Annotated in this window: 16 protein-coding genes; 10 read left to right on the top strand and 6 right to left on the bottom strand. The window is 47.3% G+C overall.

What is annotated here, in order from left to right; genetic code table 11:
• Window positions 1–41: 41 nt before the first annotated feature.
• The 3 genes from L3V30_RS11605 to L3V30_RS11595 all read right to left on the bottom strand — a co-directional run bounded on the left by L3V30_RS11605 (window position 42) and on the right by L3V30_RS11595 (window position 3,848).
• Window positions 42–1,178, bottom strand: coding sequence for a glycerate kinase (locus tag L3V30_RS11605; protein ID WP_237308966.1), 1,137 nt, complete (start codon window positions 1,176–1,178; stop codon window positions 42–44).
• Window positions 1,179–1,194: 16 nt separating this feature from the next.
• Window positions 1,195–2,547: a GntP family permease gene (locus L3V30_RS11600; RefSeq protein WP_005391886.1), complete on the bottom strand. Its 1,353-nt coding sequence runs from the start codon at window positions 2,545–2,547 to the stop codon at window positions 1,195–1,197.
• Window positions 2,548–2,705: 158 nt separating this feature from the next.
• Complete coding sequence (locus L3V30_RS11595) at window positions 2,706–3,848, bottom strand: sugar diacid recognition domain-containing protein (protein WP_005460816.1); 1,143 nt, start codon at window positions 3,846–3,848, stop codon at window positions 2,706–2,708.
• 234 nt (window positions 3,849–4,082) lie between these two features.
• Here L3V30_RS11595 and L3V30_RS11590 point away from each other — a divergent pair, with 234 nt between their 5' ends.
• Complete coding sequence (locus tag L3V30_RS11590) at window positions 4,083–4,256, top strand: hypothetical protein (protein ID WP_005391896.1); 174 nt, start codon at window positions 4,083–4,085, stop codon at window positions 4,254–4,256.
• Window positions 4,257–4,325: 69 nt separating this feature from the next.
• Here L3V30_RS11590 and L3V30_RS11585 read toward each other — a convergent pair whose 3' ends face one another.
• Window positions 4,326–4,688, bottom strand: coding sequence for a hypothetical protein (locus tag L3V30_RS11585; protein WP_047009761.1), 363 nt, complete (start codon window positions 4,686–4,688; stop codon window positions 4,326–4,328).
• Between the two features lie 283 nt (window positions 4,689–4,971).
• Between L3V30_RS11585 and L3V30_RS11580 the strand changes: the two genes are divergently transcribed.
• The 5 genes from L3V30_RS11580 to L3V30_RS11560 all read left to right on the top strand — a co-directional run bounded on the left by L3V30_RS11580 (window position 4,972) and on the right by L3V30_RS11560 (window position 9,195).
• Complete coding sequence (locus L3V30_RS11580) at window positions 4,972–6,819, top strand: M3 family metallopeptidase (RefSeq protein WP_237308965.1); 1,848 nt, start codon at window positions 4,972–4,974, stop codon at window positions 6,817–6,819.
• 65 nt (window positions 6,820–6,884) lie between these two features.
• On the top strand, window positions 6,885–7,421 hold the full coding sequence (locus L3V30_RS11575) for a DUF924 family protein (protein WP_140288289.1): 537 nt from the start codon (window positions 6,885–6,887) through the stop codon (window positions 7,419–7,421).
• A 25-nt stretch (window positions 7,422–7,446) separates the two neighbouring features.
• Entirely contained in the window at window positions 7,447–8,157 is a 711-nt protein-coding gene (locus tag L3V30_RS11570) for an HAD hydrolase-like protein (RefSeq protein WP_021821233.1), read from the top strand.
• 96 nt (window positions 8,158–8,253) lie between these two features.
• Complete coding sequence (locus L3V30_RS11565) at window positions 8,254–8,571, top strand: DUF4144 domain-containing protein (RefSeq protein WP_046875586.1); 318 nt, start codon at window positions 8,254–8,256, stop codon at window positions 8,569–8,571.
• A 138-nt stretch (window positions 8,572–8,709) separates the two neighbouring features.
• Window positions 8,710–9,195, top strand: a complete 486-nt coding sequence (locus L3V30_RS11560) for a VOC family protein (protein WP_237308964.1) — start codon at window positions 8,710–8,712, stop codon at window positions 9,193–9,195.
• A gap of 72 nt (window positions 9,196–9,267) precedes the next feature.
• Here the strand turns inward: L3V30_RS11560 and L3V30_RS11555 are convergent, their stop codons facing one another.
• A complete protein-coding gene (locus L3V30_RS11555; RefSeq protein WP_080936803.1) occupies window positions 9,268–10,182 on the bottom strand; it encodes a LysR family transcriptional regulator in 915 nt (304 codons plus the stop codon).
• 141 nt (window positions 10,183–10,323) lie between these two features.
• On the opposite strand from L3V30_RS11555, the gene L3V30_RS11550 reads away from it, so the two are divergent.
• The 4 genes from L3V30_RS11550 to L3V30_RS11535 all read left to right on the top strand — a co-directional run bounded on the left by L3V30_RS11550 (window position 10,324) and on the right by L3V30_RS11535 (window position 13,777).
• On the top strand, window positions 10,324–11,631 hold the full coding sequence (locus L3V30_RS11550; protein WP_046875588.1) for a DUF1254 domain-containing protein: 1,308 nt from the start codon (window positions 10,324–10,326) through the stop codon (window positions 11,629–11,631).
• A gap of 151 nt (window positions 11,632–11,782) precedes the next feature.
• Window positions 11,783–12,625: a LysR family transcriptional regulator gene (locus tag L3V30_RS11545; RefSeq protein WP_237308963.1), complete on the top strand. Its 843-nt coding sequence runs from the start codon at window positions 11,783–11,785 to the stop codon at window positions 12,623–12,625.
• A 154-nt stretch (window positions 12,626–12,779) separates the two neighbouring features.
• Window positions 12,780–13,205, top strand: coding sequence for a VOC family protein (locus L3V30_RS11540; protein ID WP_005391937.1), 426 nt, complete (start codon window positions 12,780–12,782; stop codon window positions 13,203–13,205).
• A gap of 59 nt (window positions 13,206–13,264) precedes the next feature.
• On the top strand, window positions 13,265–13,777 hold the full coding sequence (locus L3V30_RS11535; protein WP_046875590.1) for an O-acetyl-ADP-ribose deacetylase: 513 nt from the start codon (window positions 13,265–13,267) through the stop codon (window positions 13,775–13,777).
• Between the two features lie 132 nt (window positions 13,778–13,909).
• Here the strand turns inward: L3V30_RS11535 and ygjK are convergent, their stop codons facing one another.
• The gene (ygjK, locus tag L3V30_RS11530) at window positions 13,910–16,600 is read right to left on the bottom strand and encodes an alpha-glucosidase (RefSeq protein WP_237308962.1); all 2,691 of its coding nucleotides are present in this window, start codon (window positions 16,598–16,600) and stop codon (window positions 13,910–13,912) included.
• Window positions 16,601–16,712 lie beyond the last annotated feature (112 nt).

The raw sequence follows: 16,712 nt of genomic DNA, 5'->3' as shown, positions 1-16,712 counted from the left end.
ACTCCACGCAAAGGTGGAGTTTTCTCGTATCGCTATCGCCCTCAGTGCGACTGAATTTGCCACATTCTCGCGACGTTTTCGGCTAAATTGGCAACGTTGACGTCGGCCTCTTTCATGGCCTCAGATAAGCTCATCGCCTTTGGCACGCAAGCAAACACCGCATCAATGCCGCATTCATAGACCGCCTGATAGTTGTCGCCCACACAACCTGCTAATGCAACGACTGGTAAATCAAACTGCTTGGCCACCTGAGCAACCCCCATCGGCGTTTTGCCATGTGCGGTTTGATGATCGATTCGACCCTCGCCTGTGAATACAATATCCGCATCCGCAACATGCTGAGCAAGCTTGACCGTTTCAAGCACAATCTCAATTCCCGGTTGCAAACGTGCTGGCGTGTACCCGAGCAAGGCCGCGCCCATACCACCAGCAGCACCCGCCCCTTCACGAGTCAGTACATGCTTACCCGTCGCTTGTTCCGTCAACTCGCCAAACTTGCGCAATGCGTTATCGAGCAGTGTGACGTCTAACACCGTCGCTCCCTTTTGCGGGCCAAAGATAGCCGATGCGCCTTTGTCGCCACAGAGTGGGTTATCAACATCGCATGCTACCAACACTTCACAAGTTGCTAAACGTGGGTCAAGACCAGAAATATCGATGGAGGCAAGCGCCGCTAACCCGCCTCCATTTGGGGTAATTGCATGACCAGATTCATCAAGAAACGCTACCCCCAACGCGGTCAACATGCCCACGCCACCATCATTGGTAGCGCTGCCACCCAAACCAATGATTAAGCGTTGAATACCTCTGTCTAGCGCGTGTTTGATCAGCTGTCCAGTACCAATGCTGCTGGTCAGTTTTGGGTCGCGAGCGTCACTCGGCACAAGGTGTAGCCCACTGGCCTCCGCCATTTCAATAACCGCAGTTTCGCCGTCGCCGAGGATGCCATAAAACGCTTCAACATCATTCCCTAATGGCGCAGTCACTGTTGTGAAGACTTGTTCGCCTTGAGTTGCATCTATCAAAGATTGAACCGTGCCTTCGCCACCGTCTGCGACCGGAACCGTAACAAACTCGGCATCCTGCCATACGCGAGCAAGACCCGTTTTGATCGCCTCGCTCACTTGTTTGGCGGTTAAGCTTTCTTTAAATGAATCAGGTGCAATTACCACTTTCATACGTATTTCCAGAGACTTATAAGAGAACGAGACTCAAAATGTACACCAATGCCATTGCCGTGACACCTTGAACGAGCGTAGCCATGGTTTGCGCGCGGTAGGCTAAGCCCACCGACATGCGGCTAAACTGCGAAACTACCCAGAAGAAGCTGTCGTTTGCATGAGAAACCGTCATCGCACCTGCACCGATCGCCATCACCGTTAATACGCGGCCCATTTCTGAATCTAGCCCCAATTGCGTAAGCATAGGCGCAACCAAAGCCGATGTGGTCACTAGTGCAACCGTTGACGAACCTTGCGCCGATTTTAGCGCAGCCGCAACGATAAATGGCATGAAAATACCCACGCCCAGCGCCGATAGCGTCGTACCCAAGTATTCACCTAGCGGCGTTGCTTTTAATACCGCGCCAAATGCACCACCCGCACCGGTAATCAAAAGAATAGGCGCAGCAGCCGTAATACCTTGGCTGATTCGCTCGCCAAATTCTTCAATCTTGTTGTCTGACTTGAGTAGGCGAACAGAAAGGAACAGGCCAATCACCAATGCCGTTAGTGGCTGTCCTAAGAAAGTCAGAACATCAAACACAAAACCTTCGCCCAACGGTAAGCTTGGGAATTTCGCGATAGAGCCAAAACAGATCAATAAGATAGGAACAAAAATAGGAGCGAATGCTTGGCTCGCCGTTGGCAATTTGCCGTAAGACGCTTTGAGTGCTTGCCAGTCTTGCTGAATTTCTTCTACGGCTTCAATGCCATCTGGTTCAACATGTTGGAATCGGTTCGCCCACAGCATACCCGCTAACGCCGCAACCGCTGCAACAAACACACCCACACCAATCACTAAACCAAGGTTAGATTCCAGGCCTAAGTTACCCGCAGCGGCAATCGGGCCAGGAGTTGGCGGCACAAACGTGTGCGTCGCGTATAGGCCAGTAGCCAACGCCACACTCATCGCAACGCTTGAGGTTTTTAAACGCTTCGCGAGTGATTCTTTGAGCGAGTTCAGAATGACAAAGCCTGAATCACAAAATACCGGAACAGAAACGATGTAACCGATGATGCTCATAGTCAATGTTGGGAAACGCTCACCCAACACTTTAATAACCGTATCAGCCATGGTGATCGCCGCACCACTTTTCTCCAAAATAACACCGATGATGGTACCTAAAACGATAACCAAGCCAATGTAACCAAGGATGCCGCCAAAGCCAGAAGCAATGGTTTTGGCAATGCTATCTGCCGGTAAGCCGTAAGCAAATGCCGCAAGGAACGCCGCGATGATCAGCGCTAAAAAGGGATGTAATTTGAATTTGGTGGTCGTGAGCACAATAAATGCGATCACCCCGAGCAGGATTAATATAAGGTTCATGATAACTCCATTTATTCTTATTTTGCTGAGCGAGTCCGTGTTGGCTCACTCAACATGTAGGGACGCATGAATTATTAATCGTTTGCTTTCGAATTCCTTTAGGCGGAGTGACAAATGATGTGGTCAAAAAATGACGCGTATTGTGCAAATGCACAATATCACGCCATTTTTGAGAGCCGAGTCGCAATATAAAGCTCCGCTAACCCCACAAAATTGGTGGTTGGCAGCCCTGTTATCTCGGTGATTTTTTCTAACCGATAACGCAGAGTGTTCCGGTGAATAAACAGCATTTTAGAGCATTCCGTCACATTGCCATTGCATTCAAACAATGCATCTAGGGTTTTCAGCAATTGCCCAGACTTGTCTTTCTCTTTCAATCGTTTCACGCCATCAATAATTTGTTCACCTTGCCAAATATCCGCCAACGGCGCTAACAGCACAGGCAAACGAAGTTCATCGAACAGGTACTTACGTTTCTCTGGGTAGAACTGCTTGCCAATGGCTAATACCTGCTTCGCGCTTTGGTATGACAACGCGACATCTTTAGGCTCATTAAACAGCTGCCCTAGCGCAATGTGAAACGTATGCGAATCGTGATCGCTTAAACGCGACATCAACTTATCAATGCGTTCACTTTCGATTTGGCTATCCCACTGCTTGGCGGAATGACACGGTTTCAACACCACAATTTCATTCACCGAGACAATCGCAACCAGATTGTTACGCTCCGGATATTCAAGCAGCTCAACAATATTGCGCACGCTCTTCATGCTTTTTGAAGCGGACGGCGTCGAGACTTCAATCACCGTTGCCACTCTTGGTTGAGTCACATCGATAGAAAGACGCATCGCCCAATCTTTCAGCTCTTCATCGGTCAATTTGCCATTGATCCAAGCCAGAATAAACTCTTCGCGATGACGTCTGTCCCACTGAAATTTTTCCACCAGCGCGGCTTGCTCGATTGTTAGTTCAGCGGTCATTTTGACCAGCTTGGCGAAATCTCGGATTTTCTCCGGCTCGCCTGTCACACCAACAATACCGACCACGTCGCCATGCAATTTCAACAGCATATTGATTCCGGGTTTGACACCTTGCAACGTCAAGCATTGCTGCTCATTCAGCTCTAGTGAATCGCCGTGATTCAACGCCAATACCGCGCCATCATGCACTTGCCCAACGCGTTTGGGATCGCCACTGCCAATGATGATGCCTGCGGAGTTCATCACATTTACGTTGTGACCAATGATGGACATGGTTCGATCGACAATTTGCTGTGCTAGGGAGTGGTCGAGAATAACCATTTCGATTTTCCAGATTGACAATTTAATCATTCAATAAATCACAAATAGCCAACTGTCGCGATGATGCAGTTAAAAATAACTGAAGCAGCTCAAAGCATTACTCAATTAACCACACGATAAAAATGGATTAAACCCTCATTTTGAGCTGAGAGTTATATACTTAGAACAAAGGTCACCGATGCATTCGTCACTGTGCATCGATACCGCTCGTCTACCTACAGAGGAGGAAACAACATGGAATTACGTAATAAATCGGGTGAAGTCGCAAAAATTGCAGATAATCTCACTTTGAAGGAAATCACAGAAATGGGCTACACCGTAGATTTATGCGATGAAGCATTTGACCCCGGTGAGCATTGGAAAGCGGAAGGTAAAACGCAAGGTATGGGCGAGTACCCAGAGGAGTAAACGTCCTGACGGGCCAGCGCACGAAGCGCTCCATAAACAGAAAAACCGAGCGACTTAACGCTCGGTTTTTTACTTTTGAACTTCTTGAATAAACAAGCCCATCTCTTCAAGATAATTGCCGTTTGAGCATCCCCAATCGGTGACTTCAATCAGCTCGGTAACTAACTGTCCAGATTCATCATTTTGTACTCGTTGCACAAACGCTTCAAAGCGTTCTAACTGCGCCTGAGTTTTAATGCCATGCACAGCATATTCTACAAGCAAGCCGTTGTATGTCTGCCAGCGCTGTTCACCTGAAACATCACTGCTTAAAATTACAGAGCACTTTTGTTGAATGTTCTCAACCGCATCATTTCTTGGCGGCGTGACAGAAGAGCATCCAACCAAAATCGTACCTAGCGCCAATAGCGTAACTTTTGTCTTATTTATCATATCGTTTCCATATGTACTGCCGCGATATAGAAATATTATTACACATGACAAAGATCATCGAGAGCGCCTAGCAGATTAATTAACTGATGAACTGTAAACCCCGTGCCAATCTAAACACTGCGCACTCCAAACTCGTAACAACTCTTGCTAACTCATTAAAATGTAAACAAATAGTAAAATCACGTTTACGCAGTACACTACCAGCAAATTAATTTGTCCCTCCTTTATTATCAACAAGCGTGCAATAATTAGGGGTCTACTCCCAACCATTTGAAGGATCAAAATGACCGCAACGGATTATCTCAACGACCTCAATCAACGTTACCTCTCGATTCACCGCACCAAAGAAGATTTCTTTTGGGAAACTTACATGGGGATCAGCGATGACCATGATGGCTCGACGCAAGCACAAACGGCGTGGACAAGCTTTTTGAGCAACGCCGAGCAAATTACTGCCATCAAACAACAGCTTGAAGCCGCGGACTCAATTACCGACCCACAAGAGAAACAGCAAACCATTACGGGTCTTTCTGGTTGGCTAGCGATGTTTGAATCTCACGCAATCGAGGGAGAAAAAGCACAAGCGTTGAAAAATCAGCTCATTGCCTTTGAAGCTGAACTATTCGAGAAAAAACAGAACCACGTACAAACGTTTACCGATGAAAACGGCAAGCAAGTGGAAGGTTCACTGCCAGTATTGAGCTCAACCATTCGCACCAACAATCATGAAGAAGTTCGCCAATCGGCTCACCAAGCGTTGCTGAACCTTGAACAATGGCTACTGCAAAACGGCTTTATAGAACTGATCAAACTGCGCAACCAGTTCGCTCGCTCACTGGGTTATGCGACCTTCTTTGATTACTCCGTACAAAAAACGGAAAAGATGAGCTCTGAGCAGCTATTCGAGATTTTGGAAGATTTCGAACAACGCACGCGAGATGCGCACCTAAACAGCTTAGAAAACTTGGCGAAAGAGAAAGGCGCAAGCGCACTAACGGGTTTCAACTTTGTTCACTCGTTCGCGGGTGACGTCATGCGTGACCTTGACCCATACGTGCCGTTCTCTAAATCTCTGAGACGCTGGGTAGAATCGTTTGGTCGTCTGAATATTGATTACTCTGGCGCGACGCTAACGCTGGATTTGTTAGACCGCAAAGGTAAGTACCCGAACGGGTTCTGTCACGGCCCTATCCCTTCTTTCTACAATCAAGGCGAATGGGTCGCAGCACAGGTGAACTTCACCAGCAATGCCAAACCAGACCAAGTGGGCAGCGGCTACGATGGCATTAACACGCTGTTCCACGAAGGTGGCCACGCAGCACACTTTGCGAACGTAAAAATGAACGCACCTTGTTTCTCGCAGGAGTTTGCGCCGACTTCAATGGCTTATGCAGAAACTCAGTCGATGTTCTGTGACAGCCTGTTAACCGATGCCGATTGGCTAAAACAATACGCACTGGATGATGAAGGGAATCCGGTTCCTGATGAGATCATTCAAGCGATGATCAACAGTCGTCAGCCATTCAAAGCTTATGAAGAACGTAGCATCTTGGTTGTGCCGTACTTTGAACGCGCGTTATATCAACTTAGCGATGACGAGTTAACGCCAGAGCGCATCACTAAGCTGGCTCGCGATTGTGAAAAACAGATCCTTGGTTTGGAATGCAGCCCTCGCCCACTGATGGCGATTCCACATTTGCTATCCGACGAAGCGGCTTGTGCGTATCAAGGTTACCTACTCGCGCACATGGCGGTGTACCAGACCCGTGCATACTTCCTTGAGAAGTTTGGCTATCTGACGGATAACCCAGAAATTGGCCCACTGCTGGCAAAACACTACTGGCACGCAGGCAATCATTTGTCGCACAACGAAACCATTTTCAGCCTGACTGGCGAGGGGTTCAATGCTAAGTACTTGGCAGATGTATGTAATCTATCGCCAGAGCAAGCGTGGGAAGTACAGCAGAAGAAAATCGACTCACTTGCAACACGAGAACGAGCACCAGTTGCTTCACTGAACGCGACGATTAAAGTCGTCGACGGCAGTAAAGAACTGGCAAGCAACGTCATCTCTGACAAACAAATGTGTGACGATTTTGAACGTTACATCGTAGAGACTTACGGTCGATAACACGCCAAGAGCCAGAAGCCACGCTTCTGGCTTTTTGCTATTAAGGCACAACAAAAGGAAGCGCCATGCATCAACAAATCATCAAGTTCTGGTTCGAAGAACTAACGCCTCAAAACTGGTTTGAAAACAACCCAGAACTGGACAAACATATTGCGTCACGATTTGCCTCGGTACTAGAACAGGCCGCTCGTTGTGAACTGTTTAATTGGCGTGACAGCGCACAAGGACGATTGGCCGAAATCATCGTCCTCGACCAGTTTTCACGTAATGTGTATCGCAACACCCCAAAAGCGTTTGCGCAAGACCCGCTCGCATTAGCATTGGCTCAAGAAGCAATTCGGTTAGGACACGATCAAGAATTAGTGCCTGAGCAACTAAGCTTTTTGTACATGCCGTTTATGCACAGCGAATCTCGCCTCATTCATGTCGAAGCAGAGAAATTGTTTCGCGCATCAGGGCTTGAAAATAACTACGATTTTGAGCTAAAACACAAAGCCATCATCGACCAATTTGGACGTTACCCACATCGCAACGCCATCTTGGGAAGAGAAAGCACACCTGAAGAGTTAGCATTTTTGCAGCAACCCGGTTCCAGCTTTTAACCATCAATAACAACGAGAACGTTGAATGAAATTAGACGCCATATTGTGGGATTACGATGGGACACTCGTAAACTCTGTACCGAAAAACATCGACATCACCAAAGCGATCTTAGCCATCGTTGCCCCGCATTTAACTGGCGATAATTTACCGAAATATCTCCATTCAGAAGCCAACTATCACTACGCAAACCACGCGGCGAAAAACTGGCAAGAGCTCTACGTGGATTACTACGGCATGTCCCATGATGAAATGCTAAAAGCTGGTGGTTTATGGGCAGAGCATCAAGAGAAAAACCAAACACCAGTAACCCTGTTTGAAGGCATTAATGGCGTTATTAAAGAGTTTGCGCAGCTGCCTCACGGCATTTGCTCTCAAAACTCACAAAGCAATATTCGTCGAGTGCTGTCCGACAACGGCATCAGTGCGCCGTTTAAATCCATCGTCGGGTATGATGACGTCTCGAACGGACACCAAAAGCCCGATGCGTACAGTGGTATCAAATGCGTTGAGTCGATTTTTGGTCACGCAGAAAATCGACAGCTGATGTACATCGGTGACCATGAAGCCGACACGCAATTCGCACGCAACATCGAACAGCAGTTGGGTGGCCAAAGTAAAGTGATTGCCGTTGCAGCAGCGTACAGCGGCGCGATGCCAGAGCATTGGAGCGTGCAACCAGATTACGTGGCAAGAACGGTTGACGAGCTGTTTTCGATTATTGCTCAACACACGTAATTTTTGACTGCGGTTTAAGGCCAACACCTTGAAAGCCAGCGCTCACCTTGCCCTTTCAGACATTGAAACAATTTTAGCCACTACACTGGAGGCCCCATGGTTACATGGCCATGTTTATTGAAACTCGATGGCGACGATGAACTTATCTATTTGCGTTCTCATGCCGATCTTGATTCCGAATGCGAAGCGCTCATTTGGGGGCCAGATGATTACGTAATTGACTCAAATGGCAGCACGTTCGGGTTGCAATACAACGATTCGAACGCCACCGTTTTACAACCGGAAGAACGCACTCTGTCCGTCGAGGAAGTTACGTCACTCATCCAGTCGCATGAGTTTAGTCTCGCACAAAGGTGCATCATCAAAATTCACTTCACCTCGGTACAGCAAGCTGTTGAGGCATTAGCCAATTAACTCGAACTGTGCCCATACTGATTACATAAAATTATTATTTTTATAATTTATGATAATTTCATGTAATTAACACCGCACCATATACTCTCCCACATCGAAACAAGACAACGTTTAAGTACACATGTTGGGAGCAAACAAATGAAAATGAATCATGTCGGTATTATGGTCGGAGATATGGATAAAGCGGTTGAGTTTTACACGCAAGCGCTTGGTCTAAAAGTCGTTATGGGCAACACGAAAGTGATTGAAGAACGCGAAACCGCAATTGGCAGAATGTGTATTGCGGTCTTTGGTGAGGGCTTTAAAGGCTTCAACATTGCGCATCTAGTGACAAGCGATGGCATCGGACTTGAGTTATTTGAAATGAAAGAGCGTCAAGCGCGCCATGAAGTGGATTTTTCTCGCATCGGTATCTTCCATTTCTGTTTGCAGACGGACGACTTTGAAGGTGCAATCAAGCGCATTGAAGCGTTTGGAGGCAAAGTTCGTATGGACATCATGCGTTACCACCCAGAAGACGATAACAAGCCTGCGAAAATGGTCTATCTAGAAGACCCATTCGGCAACCTGTTCGAGCTTTACTCGCACACTTATGAAGAAACTTACGCTTCTGAATACGAGTAATTACATCAAGCAACACAACCGGGATCAGTGCGTTATCGAACCCGGTTGTTCAAACCGTTTCACCAACCATTGTTACGACTCAATGCCTAACGACTTCATCAACGATTCAACGGTATTGTTAACCCACAATATCAACGGATCATTACGGCGCTTTACGCTGTAAACGTAACCGAAGTTACCTTCTAATTTCGGCAGCGCGTCATCAAATTCGATAAAAGAAAAACGCTTATCTAACTGATTGATCAAGTGACGCGAACAAGGAAACAGCACATCGCTATCCGCAACCAAATTCAAAATGGTGTTGATGTGCGTGGTACGCAGTTGAATTCTTGGGACAACTGAAAAAGGCTGTAATAAGCGCGAGATGTGATCTTCTTTTTCATTCCAATGTTGGATGATGTGAACCGCGTACGCGTACTCTGAAATGTCATCCAAATACATGCGTTTGCCACCATGCGGATGCGTCGCGCGGCAGGCCAGAGCAAAGTCGTCCCGCCCTCCTTTTTTCTGAACCAGATGCTTCGGCAATTCCATAGGGAAATAGTTGATACCAAAAGCGATTTCACCCGCATCGATTTTGTCTGGCGTGGTTTCCGTCCAGTCTTCGATCACCAAGTTCATAAACGGCGCTTCTTTGGCTAGCAGCTGAGTAAACGCGGCAGAAAACCATTGCGCAATGGACGAGTTGATCGCAACACGCAGAACACCGCTTTCGGTCGCGGGATCAAAACTATGAGAAACATTCACTAGCTTGTCGATGTCGTTGATGATCCCAGAAAGCTGCGCTTTGATCTCTTCGGCTTTCGGCGTGAGCTCCATATTGGTGCCCTTGCGCACTAAAATGTCGTCGTTAAACAAATCCCGAATTTTACGCAAGCTTCGGCTCACAGCAGGCTGGCTGGTGCACAAACGCTCCGCAGCCGTTGTGGTGTTGCGTGTTTCAAGAATCACCGCAAGCACCTTGAGCAAATTGTAATCAAAGTTCATCAACGTTATCTCTTTAACTTTCCTCAAAGCATATCACTTTTGATATAGACTAAATACCCACAATTCATTTCTGTAATAAACGGGTGAACGACTAAGCTTAGCTGGAAACATATCCTCACAAACAAATGGATGAAACCAGCCATGAAACAAAAATTACTCGTTACTCTATTGGGATTATCAGCGCTAGGAGCCAGCCCTGCATTTGCGGCTAACACCAATGTTGATCTTGCAGAAGATGCTTATATCTACGGCTACTCTATTGATGAAGCGTACAAGTTTTTCTATCACACGGCGGTAGAAAACAACTATCCGCTCAACCGCTTTCAGAATATTCGTGCTCTAGCTGATGACTCTTACACCGCTCACCCAACCATTAATAACGATACGCTTCACCTTATGGGCTGGTTAGATGTTGCAGCAGAACCTGTCATTGTGAGCGTGCCTGATATGGATGAAGGCCGTTACTGGATCTTGCACACAATGGACATGGGCCACTACACCAACGCAGCGTTCAGTTCTCGTACTCGCGGCACAAAAGGCGGCCAGTTCATGTTTGCAGCACAAGATTGGCAAGGAGAAGTGCCAGCTTCTGTCGACGAAGTGGTTCGCGTAGACAGCAACCTTGTGAAGCTGATGGGTCGCATCATGGCAGTGAATGACGAAGATGCGAAAGTCGCGCTTAACTACATGGACCAATGGAACATTCGTACCCTATCGGAATATTTAGGTAAGAACGGGCCAAAACCAGTACAAAGAACGTATCCAGATCCAAAAAATTCAACATGGCTTGAACGCGTGAACTTCGTGCTATGTGATGGCTCGATGGGCAATGCAGACAAACAGTGGTTGGACAAATACCAATCTATCGGCGTTGAACCATGCAAAACTGACTTCACACCTGAGCAGCTAAAACTGGCAAAAGTTGGTGAGAAGAAAGGCATGGAACACCTCGTCAAACTTGCACCTAAAATGACAGATGCTCGTACGTTGCTTGGTACACGCGATACCTTGGGTGATGCGCCACGCGATATTTTTGCAGAAGGTACTTACCTTGGTCAGTGGGGTTTACCACCTATCGAAGCGTCTTACCGTAAATCAGATTTCGACAGCACTGGTCAAAAACTGGATGGTTCGAAGCATGATTACGTGATGCGCTTTAAAGCGCCGAACGTCAGCGAATTCTGGTCTGTTACTATTTACGGCAACGACAACCGTTTGATGGCGAAAAACGACCTAAACCGTCACAGCCGTGGCGACCGAACCATGAAAGCGGACAAAGACGGTTACTACACCATTTACATGAGTGCGAACGAGAAAGGCCGAGCAGACGATCCAAACTTCTTGCCAGTACCTGAAAAACCGTTCTACGCCATCATGCGTTTTTACGGCGCAGACGATGCAATCCAAAGTGGTGAGTATCAAATGCCTGAAATCAAAGTAGTCAAATAATTCGTTTTAACGAACCACTACTCTGTCGCCTCCTTAGCTCGTAAGTGCGTTAAGGAGGCTTATTTCAAGGTGGGTGCCTAGGGCGAACATCTAGCCCAAAAATCAAAGAGACGCCCACTGAATCTAGTGATTATTTTTATTTAGGTATCGTATGGATTTTAATCTAATCCAAACCTTTTTAATTGTTGCTGAATATCAATCTTACTCTCGCGCCGCAGAGCACCTAGGGCTAACTCAGCCAGCGATTAGCGCATCCATGAAGCGTTTGGAAAAAGAAACCAACAAATCGTTATTTGTGAAGGATGGGCGACAAATCAAACTCACTTCTGTAGCGCATCAGTTGCTACCTAAATTTCATCAGGCGTTTGCGATGCTCAATGATGCCATTTCCGATCAAAGCACTTTCCGCCTGAGCTGTAACGAAGCGCTGCTCCACCGCATCACACCAACCAACACGATCAGCATTTGCGCCGATACGGATTTACCTTCGTTATTGAACGATCTACGACTTAAACAGATCGATTTGATTATTAGCCCAACGACCATTCATGACCCATCATTTATCAGTGAGTCAATTTTTGAAGAGCCAATGGTGGTGATTTGTCGTCAAGATCACCCACGTATCGCAGGAAAAATCGAACAAGAACAGTTTTATTCTGAAAAGCACTGTCGGTTTGTCGGAGACGAAGACTTCCCAGTTAGCAACACCGAAATTCACCAGCCAGGGCGGCAAGAGCGTGATGTGGAAATGATGACAACATCGCTCTCTGGCATGATGCTTTATGTGGCGAAACACGATTGCTTAGGCGTGCTTCCTCTGTCTTTGGCGCAGAAATGGCAATCGGCTTTGAATCTGCAAGTCATTCAAACTCCAATGTTTTCCGAGCCAGTCAGCTATAAGCTGATTTTCCATAAACGAGATGAATCCAGCACTTCCCATCAATGTTTGCGAGCTTGGGCGCGTGACCAATTTGCTACAGGCCTAAACGCCTGACTCGGTCGCACATCAAGGCGTTTCGCCAAAAACTCTTTCTCTCTTCTTAAACGCACTCTTTATGACTAAATGCGCATATGTTAAAAATGGCTTAACGATCAATATGGACGTTCAGGTCGTATACTTTTCCATAACCGCACAAAAGGAGTGAAGCATGCCCACCAACAACCCAATCGCAATCCAAGCCCTTGATCATGTCGTGTTAAGAACGTGCAACCTCGACGCCATGTTGCATTTCTATCGAGATATTTTGGGCTGCCCTGTCGAGCGCGAAGTAATGGAGCTTGGTTTAACCCAGCTCAGGGCTGGTAACGCATTGATTGATGTGGTGACGGTGGACAGCGAGTTAGGGCAACTTGGCGGAAAGCCACCAGTTCAAAATGGTCGTAATATTGACCATTTTTGCCTGCAACTAGCGCCTTTTTCCGAAAATGAAATACTGGAATATCTGCGTTCGAACGGCATTGAAACCGAAGAGTTTGCGAAGCGGTATGGCGCACAAGGGTTCGGTAGATCACTCTATATACATGATCCGGAAGGAAATGTCGTCGAGTTAAAACCTCAAGTGATTGATGAGTAAGCTACACTTAACTGTGTTACTGACCATTTGTTTCTCATCATTGTAGAAGGCTCAAAAAAATGAACGCGATCTCGTTAGTCCAAGGCGACATTACCACCGCACATGTCGATGCCATCGTGAATGCAGCAAACCCGAGAATGCTCGGCGGAGGTGGCGTCGATGGTGCCATTCATCGCGCAGCAGGGCCTGCGCTTATCAATGCGTGTTATGCCGTTGATGATGTCGACGGTATTCGATGCCCGTTTGGTGACGCACGCATTACTGAGGCTGGCAATTTAAACGCGCGTTACGTCATTCATGCCGTTGGCCCGATTTACGATAAATTCGCCGATCCAAAAGCGGTGTTGGAATCTGCATATCAACGTTCGCTGGATCTCGCGCTCGACAAGCATTGCCAAAGTGTGGCACTGCCTGCGATTTCTTGCGGAGTGTATGGTTACCCGCCCCAAGAAGCAGCAGAAGTCGCGATGGCCGTTTGCCAAAGACCGGAATACGCGGCACTCGACATGCGCTTTTACTTGTTTAGTGAAGAGATGCTTTCGATTTGGCAACGCGCCCTGACCCAGCACTAAAATCTGTGTGACAAGAGACATAAAAAAACCGGACTGCCAATACAGTCCGGTTTGTCTTATTTATCACTGAATTATCGTTCGTTAAGCGCTACGAATGCTAGGGGGTCATCCAAAGCGCCTAATGTGTGCGATCTAGTTTTTGAAGAATCCGTTGTACATCATGTACAAATGCGCCGCAGACCAAGAAAAGTTCGACGCACCTTGTACCGCGCCCGTCTCTGGGTTGTAGTTTTCACGAATTGGCATGTCACCCGTCATACCTTCTGCGTTGTTAAACAACTCATTCGCCATTGCAATCGCTTCTTCTTTGTAGCCGTAGTTTTCCATTGCACGGAAGCCAAAGTACACTTGATCTAGCCACACGCGACCACGCCAGTACACATCTTTACCGTAAGCAGGGTTGGTTTGCGATGCGGTCGGCAAAGGCACACCCGTTCCTTGGAATTTATCTGGCGTGTTGAACTCGTCTTGATCACGCATCACCGCGATCACTTTATCGGCATGCTCTTGCGTTGCTGCACCATTAAACAGCGGCGACCAACCTTCAGGGCCACGTCCACGCTCTACAATCGGCAAACCCGCACAGCCATTTGCAAGAGGCGCAGGAGTAGTGCCATCTTCAGCCACATTTAAGTGAATGTCGTAGAAGAATCCTGTGCTTTCATCAAACATACATTGGTTAATGTACGTCTTGATTTTTTCTGCGCCGTTAAGGAATTCTTGCGCACGATCTTTACCTTCTACGCCATCGGACACCAACTTCGCCATTTCCGCTAAGTATTTGTTGTCTGAGTACATGTAAGAGGCTTGATCCACCGATTCTTGCAGCATAGAGAAGCCAAGCAGCTCGCCGTCCGCAGCATTATTGTTGGTGCGATTTTCTGCAAAACGAACTTCCCAATCTTTCTTCGCTAGATCGAGTTTCGCTAAGTTTTCCGCTGACGTATTGCTGTACACCCACTCTTCGCCTTCCAGCTTGATGCTGTTATCAAAGCCGTACGCACTTGCCGCGTAGCGACCAAGTTGATCCACATTTTCGTCTGGATTGTTGATATCTTCAGCTTGCGAATTCATGTTGTGGATGTTGTAGATAAAACCAAAACGAGCCGCGTTATCCATGCCCGATTCCCAGCCCGCCGCTTCTTGTGCGCCGACGTGAATCGTCATGTAATCCACTTCATCGAGAATCTTATTGTAAGACGCCATGCCTTTTACTTTATAAGAATTGCCGTTTTGCTCGATGATGTCTTCTGCCGGAATAATGGTCGTGAAGTTAGGATCGCGCGTTTCTACCCAAACGTACATCACGCCTTCTTCCGTGTTGTGTGCAGGGTCTACTGCCGCGCCGTATTCAGGCACACCATTTTGGTTGTGGTCGCGGTTTGATAGCCACCAATCGTGGTATGCCACCAACTTCGGATACATTTCATCAATGAATTTTTGCGCGTCTTCTGGGCGATCAAACTGGTTCACGAGAGCGTGATACACCTCCATCACAGACCATGCCGCCAACGATGGTTTCGTATTGCGTTCGTTCCAGTTTTCAGAGCCAACACCACCACGACTAACAGGTTTGGTGTACGTCAACACATCCAGCAAGTAGCCTTTGTCTTGCGGACGAATCTTGTCATCAGCTTGAACTTGTTCTTGGAATACCGTGCGAATGTTGTCCATCGCAACATCTGGGTTGAAATGCGCCATCGCGTACGCTTGTTTCCACGAATCCCACGGCCACGTTAAGTTACCAGAGAACCAACGCGCAGTGACCGATGGCGTGACTGTCGCTTGTTCAATGTCGCCCGCCGCAGAGCGCCAGTTACCGTTTAGGGTCTCCATCGCTTTTACCGCTACGCGAGCTTGGTCTGCTGTCGCTTCTTTGTTGATAAGACCATTCGCTAAATAGCCGTCCCAACGCGCTTTCGACGCTTCCATGTATTGAGTTGGATTCGCCAATACATCTTGCAATTTCAACGATTCTGACTGCACTTCTTTCGCATTATGCAGGTTAGAATACGCCGTATAAACCGCCGATGTTTGCTCAGCTGGTAGGCTCATCTCCGCGGTAGAACTGAATGAGGTTTCGTTGGTGAACGTCTTCGTCGGTAGAGAACGAGTAATGCGGAACTCGGCATCGCGATCATTACGGATCGCCCAGTTGTCTTTCATCTCGCTAAAGTTAATTTTAATGCCGCTCTCGATGGTCGAAATCTGGCGCTTGTAATCTGGGTAGTACTGCGCAACGGTTTGGTCTTTGCGCGTCGACAGCGCGTATTTCACCAACTCGCCGTCCCACTCCAACGCCAAGTTCATATCACGATCAGTTTTGTTAGTGATGAGCGTTTCCACCAGCGAAGAGCGATCAGTGACGAAGCGCAGCACCATTTGCACGTGAATATCGTCCAAGTCCAACACCTGCACTAACGCACCTGGAATGGAATAGACTTTCGCTTCTGCGTTCGATAAGTCGTAAGTTTGACCACTCACTTTGTCGGTCAACGTGAGCTTGTCGAACGTTTGGCCAGACATAAAATGCGCGTACTCTTGCGTCACTTGCATAATACCGCCGAAAGCGCCATAACCCGCCGCATCTTCAGGTAGCAAATGGCCATGCCACGCGCCGTTATCCGTCAACGCGTTGTACTTCAGGTTCGAATAACTGTCGTAATCACGCAGGTAAGTTGGATTACCAGTACGATCAATCACGTTAGTAAATTCCGAAGTTGGCGCCTGTGGTAAACGGATTTCAGTTTTATCATTGGAACCACATCCAACAAGCGAAATAGTAGCCCCGATCAGAATGGCAAGTGTGCTCTTTTTAAACATACTTTTTCCCTATTATTTACGTTATTTTTATATTCTCATTTATATAAATGAGTGTTTTTAGTGTGCAGAAGCCCGGCTCGCACTAAATAAGCACAAGCTTCCGATAATTATT

Origin of the sequence: Vibrio sp. A1-1, assembly GCF_021728175.1 — a bacterium.
Taxonomy (GTDB): domain Bacteria; phylum Pseudomonadota; class Gammaproteobacteria; order Enterobacterales; family Vibrionaceae; genus Vibrio; species Vibrio diabolicus.
The sequence above is the reverse complement of the archived record's forward strand: the minus strand, read 5'-3'. Positions and strand labels throughout refer to the sequence as shown.

Bases quoted from the DNA above. Each gene is read 5' to 3' on its own strand.
- ygjK (WP_237308962.1), bottom strand. From the start codon at position 16,600: ATGTTTAAAAAGAGCACACTTGCCATTCTGATCGGGGCTACTATTTCG.
- L3V30_RS11575 (WP_140288289.1), top strand. From the start codon at position 6,885: ATGCATCAACAAATCATCAAGTTCTGGTTCGAAGAACTAACGCCTCAA.
- L3V30_RS11595 (WP_005460816.1), bottom strand. From the start codon at position 3,848: ATGGTTATTCTCGACCACTCCCTAGCACAGCAAATTGTCGATCGAACC.
- L3V30_RS11545 (WP_237308963.1), top strand. From the start codon at position 11,783: ATGGATTTTAATCTAATCCAAACCTTTTTAATTGTTGCTGAATATCAA.
- L3V30_RS11540 (WP_005391937.1), top strand. From the start codon at position 12,780: ATGCCCACCAACAACCCAATCGCAATCCAAGCCCTTGATCATGTCGTG.
- L3V30_RS11570 (WP_021821233.1), top strand. From the start codon at position 7,447: ATGAAATTAGACGCCATATTGTGGGATTACGATGGGACACTCGTAAAC.
- L3V30_RS11550 (WP_046875588.1), top strand. From the start codon at position 10,324: ATGAAACAAAAATTACTCGTTACTCTATTGGGATTATCAGCGCTAGGA.
- L3V30_RS11600 (WP_005391886.1), bottom strand. From the start codon at position 2,547: ATGAACCTTATATTAATCCTGCTCGGGGTGATCGCATTTATTGTGCTC.
- L3V30_RS11555 (WP_080936803.1), bottom strand. From the start codon at position 10,182: ATGAACTTTGATTACAATTTGCTCAAGGTGCTTGCGGTGATTCTTGAA.
- L3V30_RS11565 (WP_046875586.1), top strand. From the start codon at position 8,254: ATGGTTACATGGCCATGTTTATTGAAACTCGATGGCGACGATGAACTT.
- L3V30_RS11605 (WP_237308966.1), bottom strand. From the start codon at position 1,178: ATGAAAGTGGTAATTGCACCTGATTCATTTAAAGAAAGCTTAACCGCC.
- L3V30_RS11580 (WP_237308965.1), top strand. From the start codon at position 4,972: ATGACCGCAACGGATTATCTCAACGACCTCAATCAACGTTACCTCTCG.
- L3V30_RS11560 (WP_237308964.1), top strand. From the start codon at position 8,710: ATGAAAATGAATCATGTCGGTATTATGGTCGGAGATATGGATAAAGCG.
- L3V30_RS11535 (WP_046875590.1), top strand. From the start codon at position 13,265: ATGAACGCGATCTCGTTAGTCCAAGGCGACATTACCACCGCACATGTC.
- L3V30_RS11590 (WP_005391896.1), top strand. From the start codon at position 4,083: ATGGAATTACGTAATAAATCGGGTGAAGTCGCAAAAATTGCAGATAAT.
- L3V30_RS11585 (WP_047009761.1), bottom strand. From the start codon at position 4,688: ATGATAAATAAGACAAAAGTTACGCTATTGGCGCTAGGTACGATTTTG.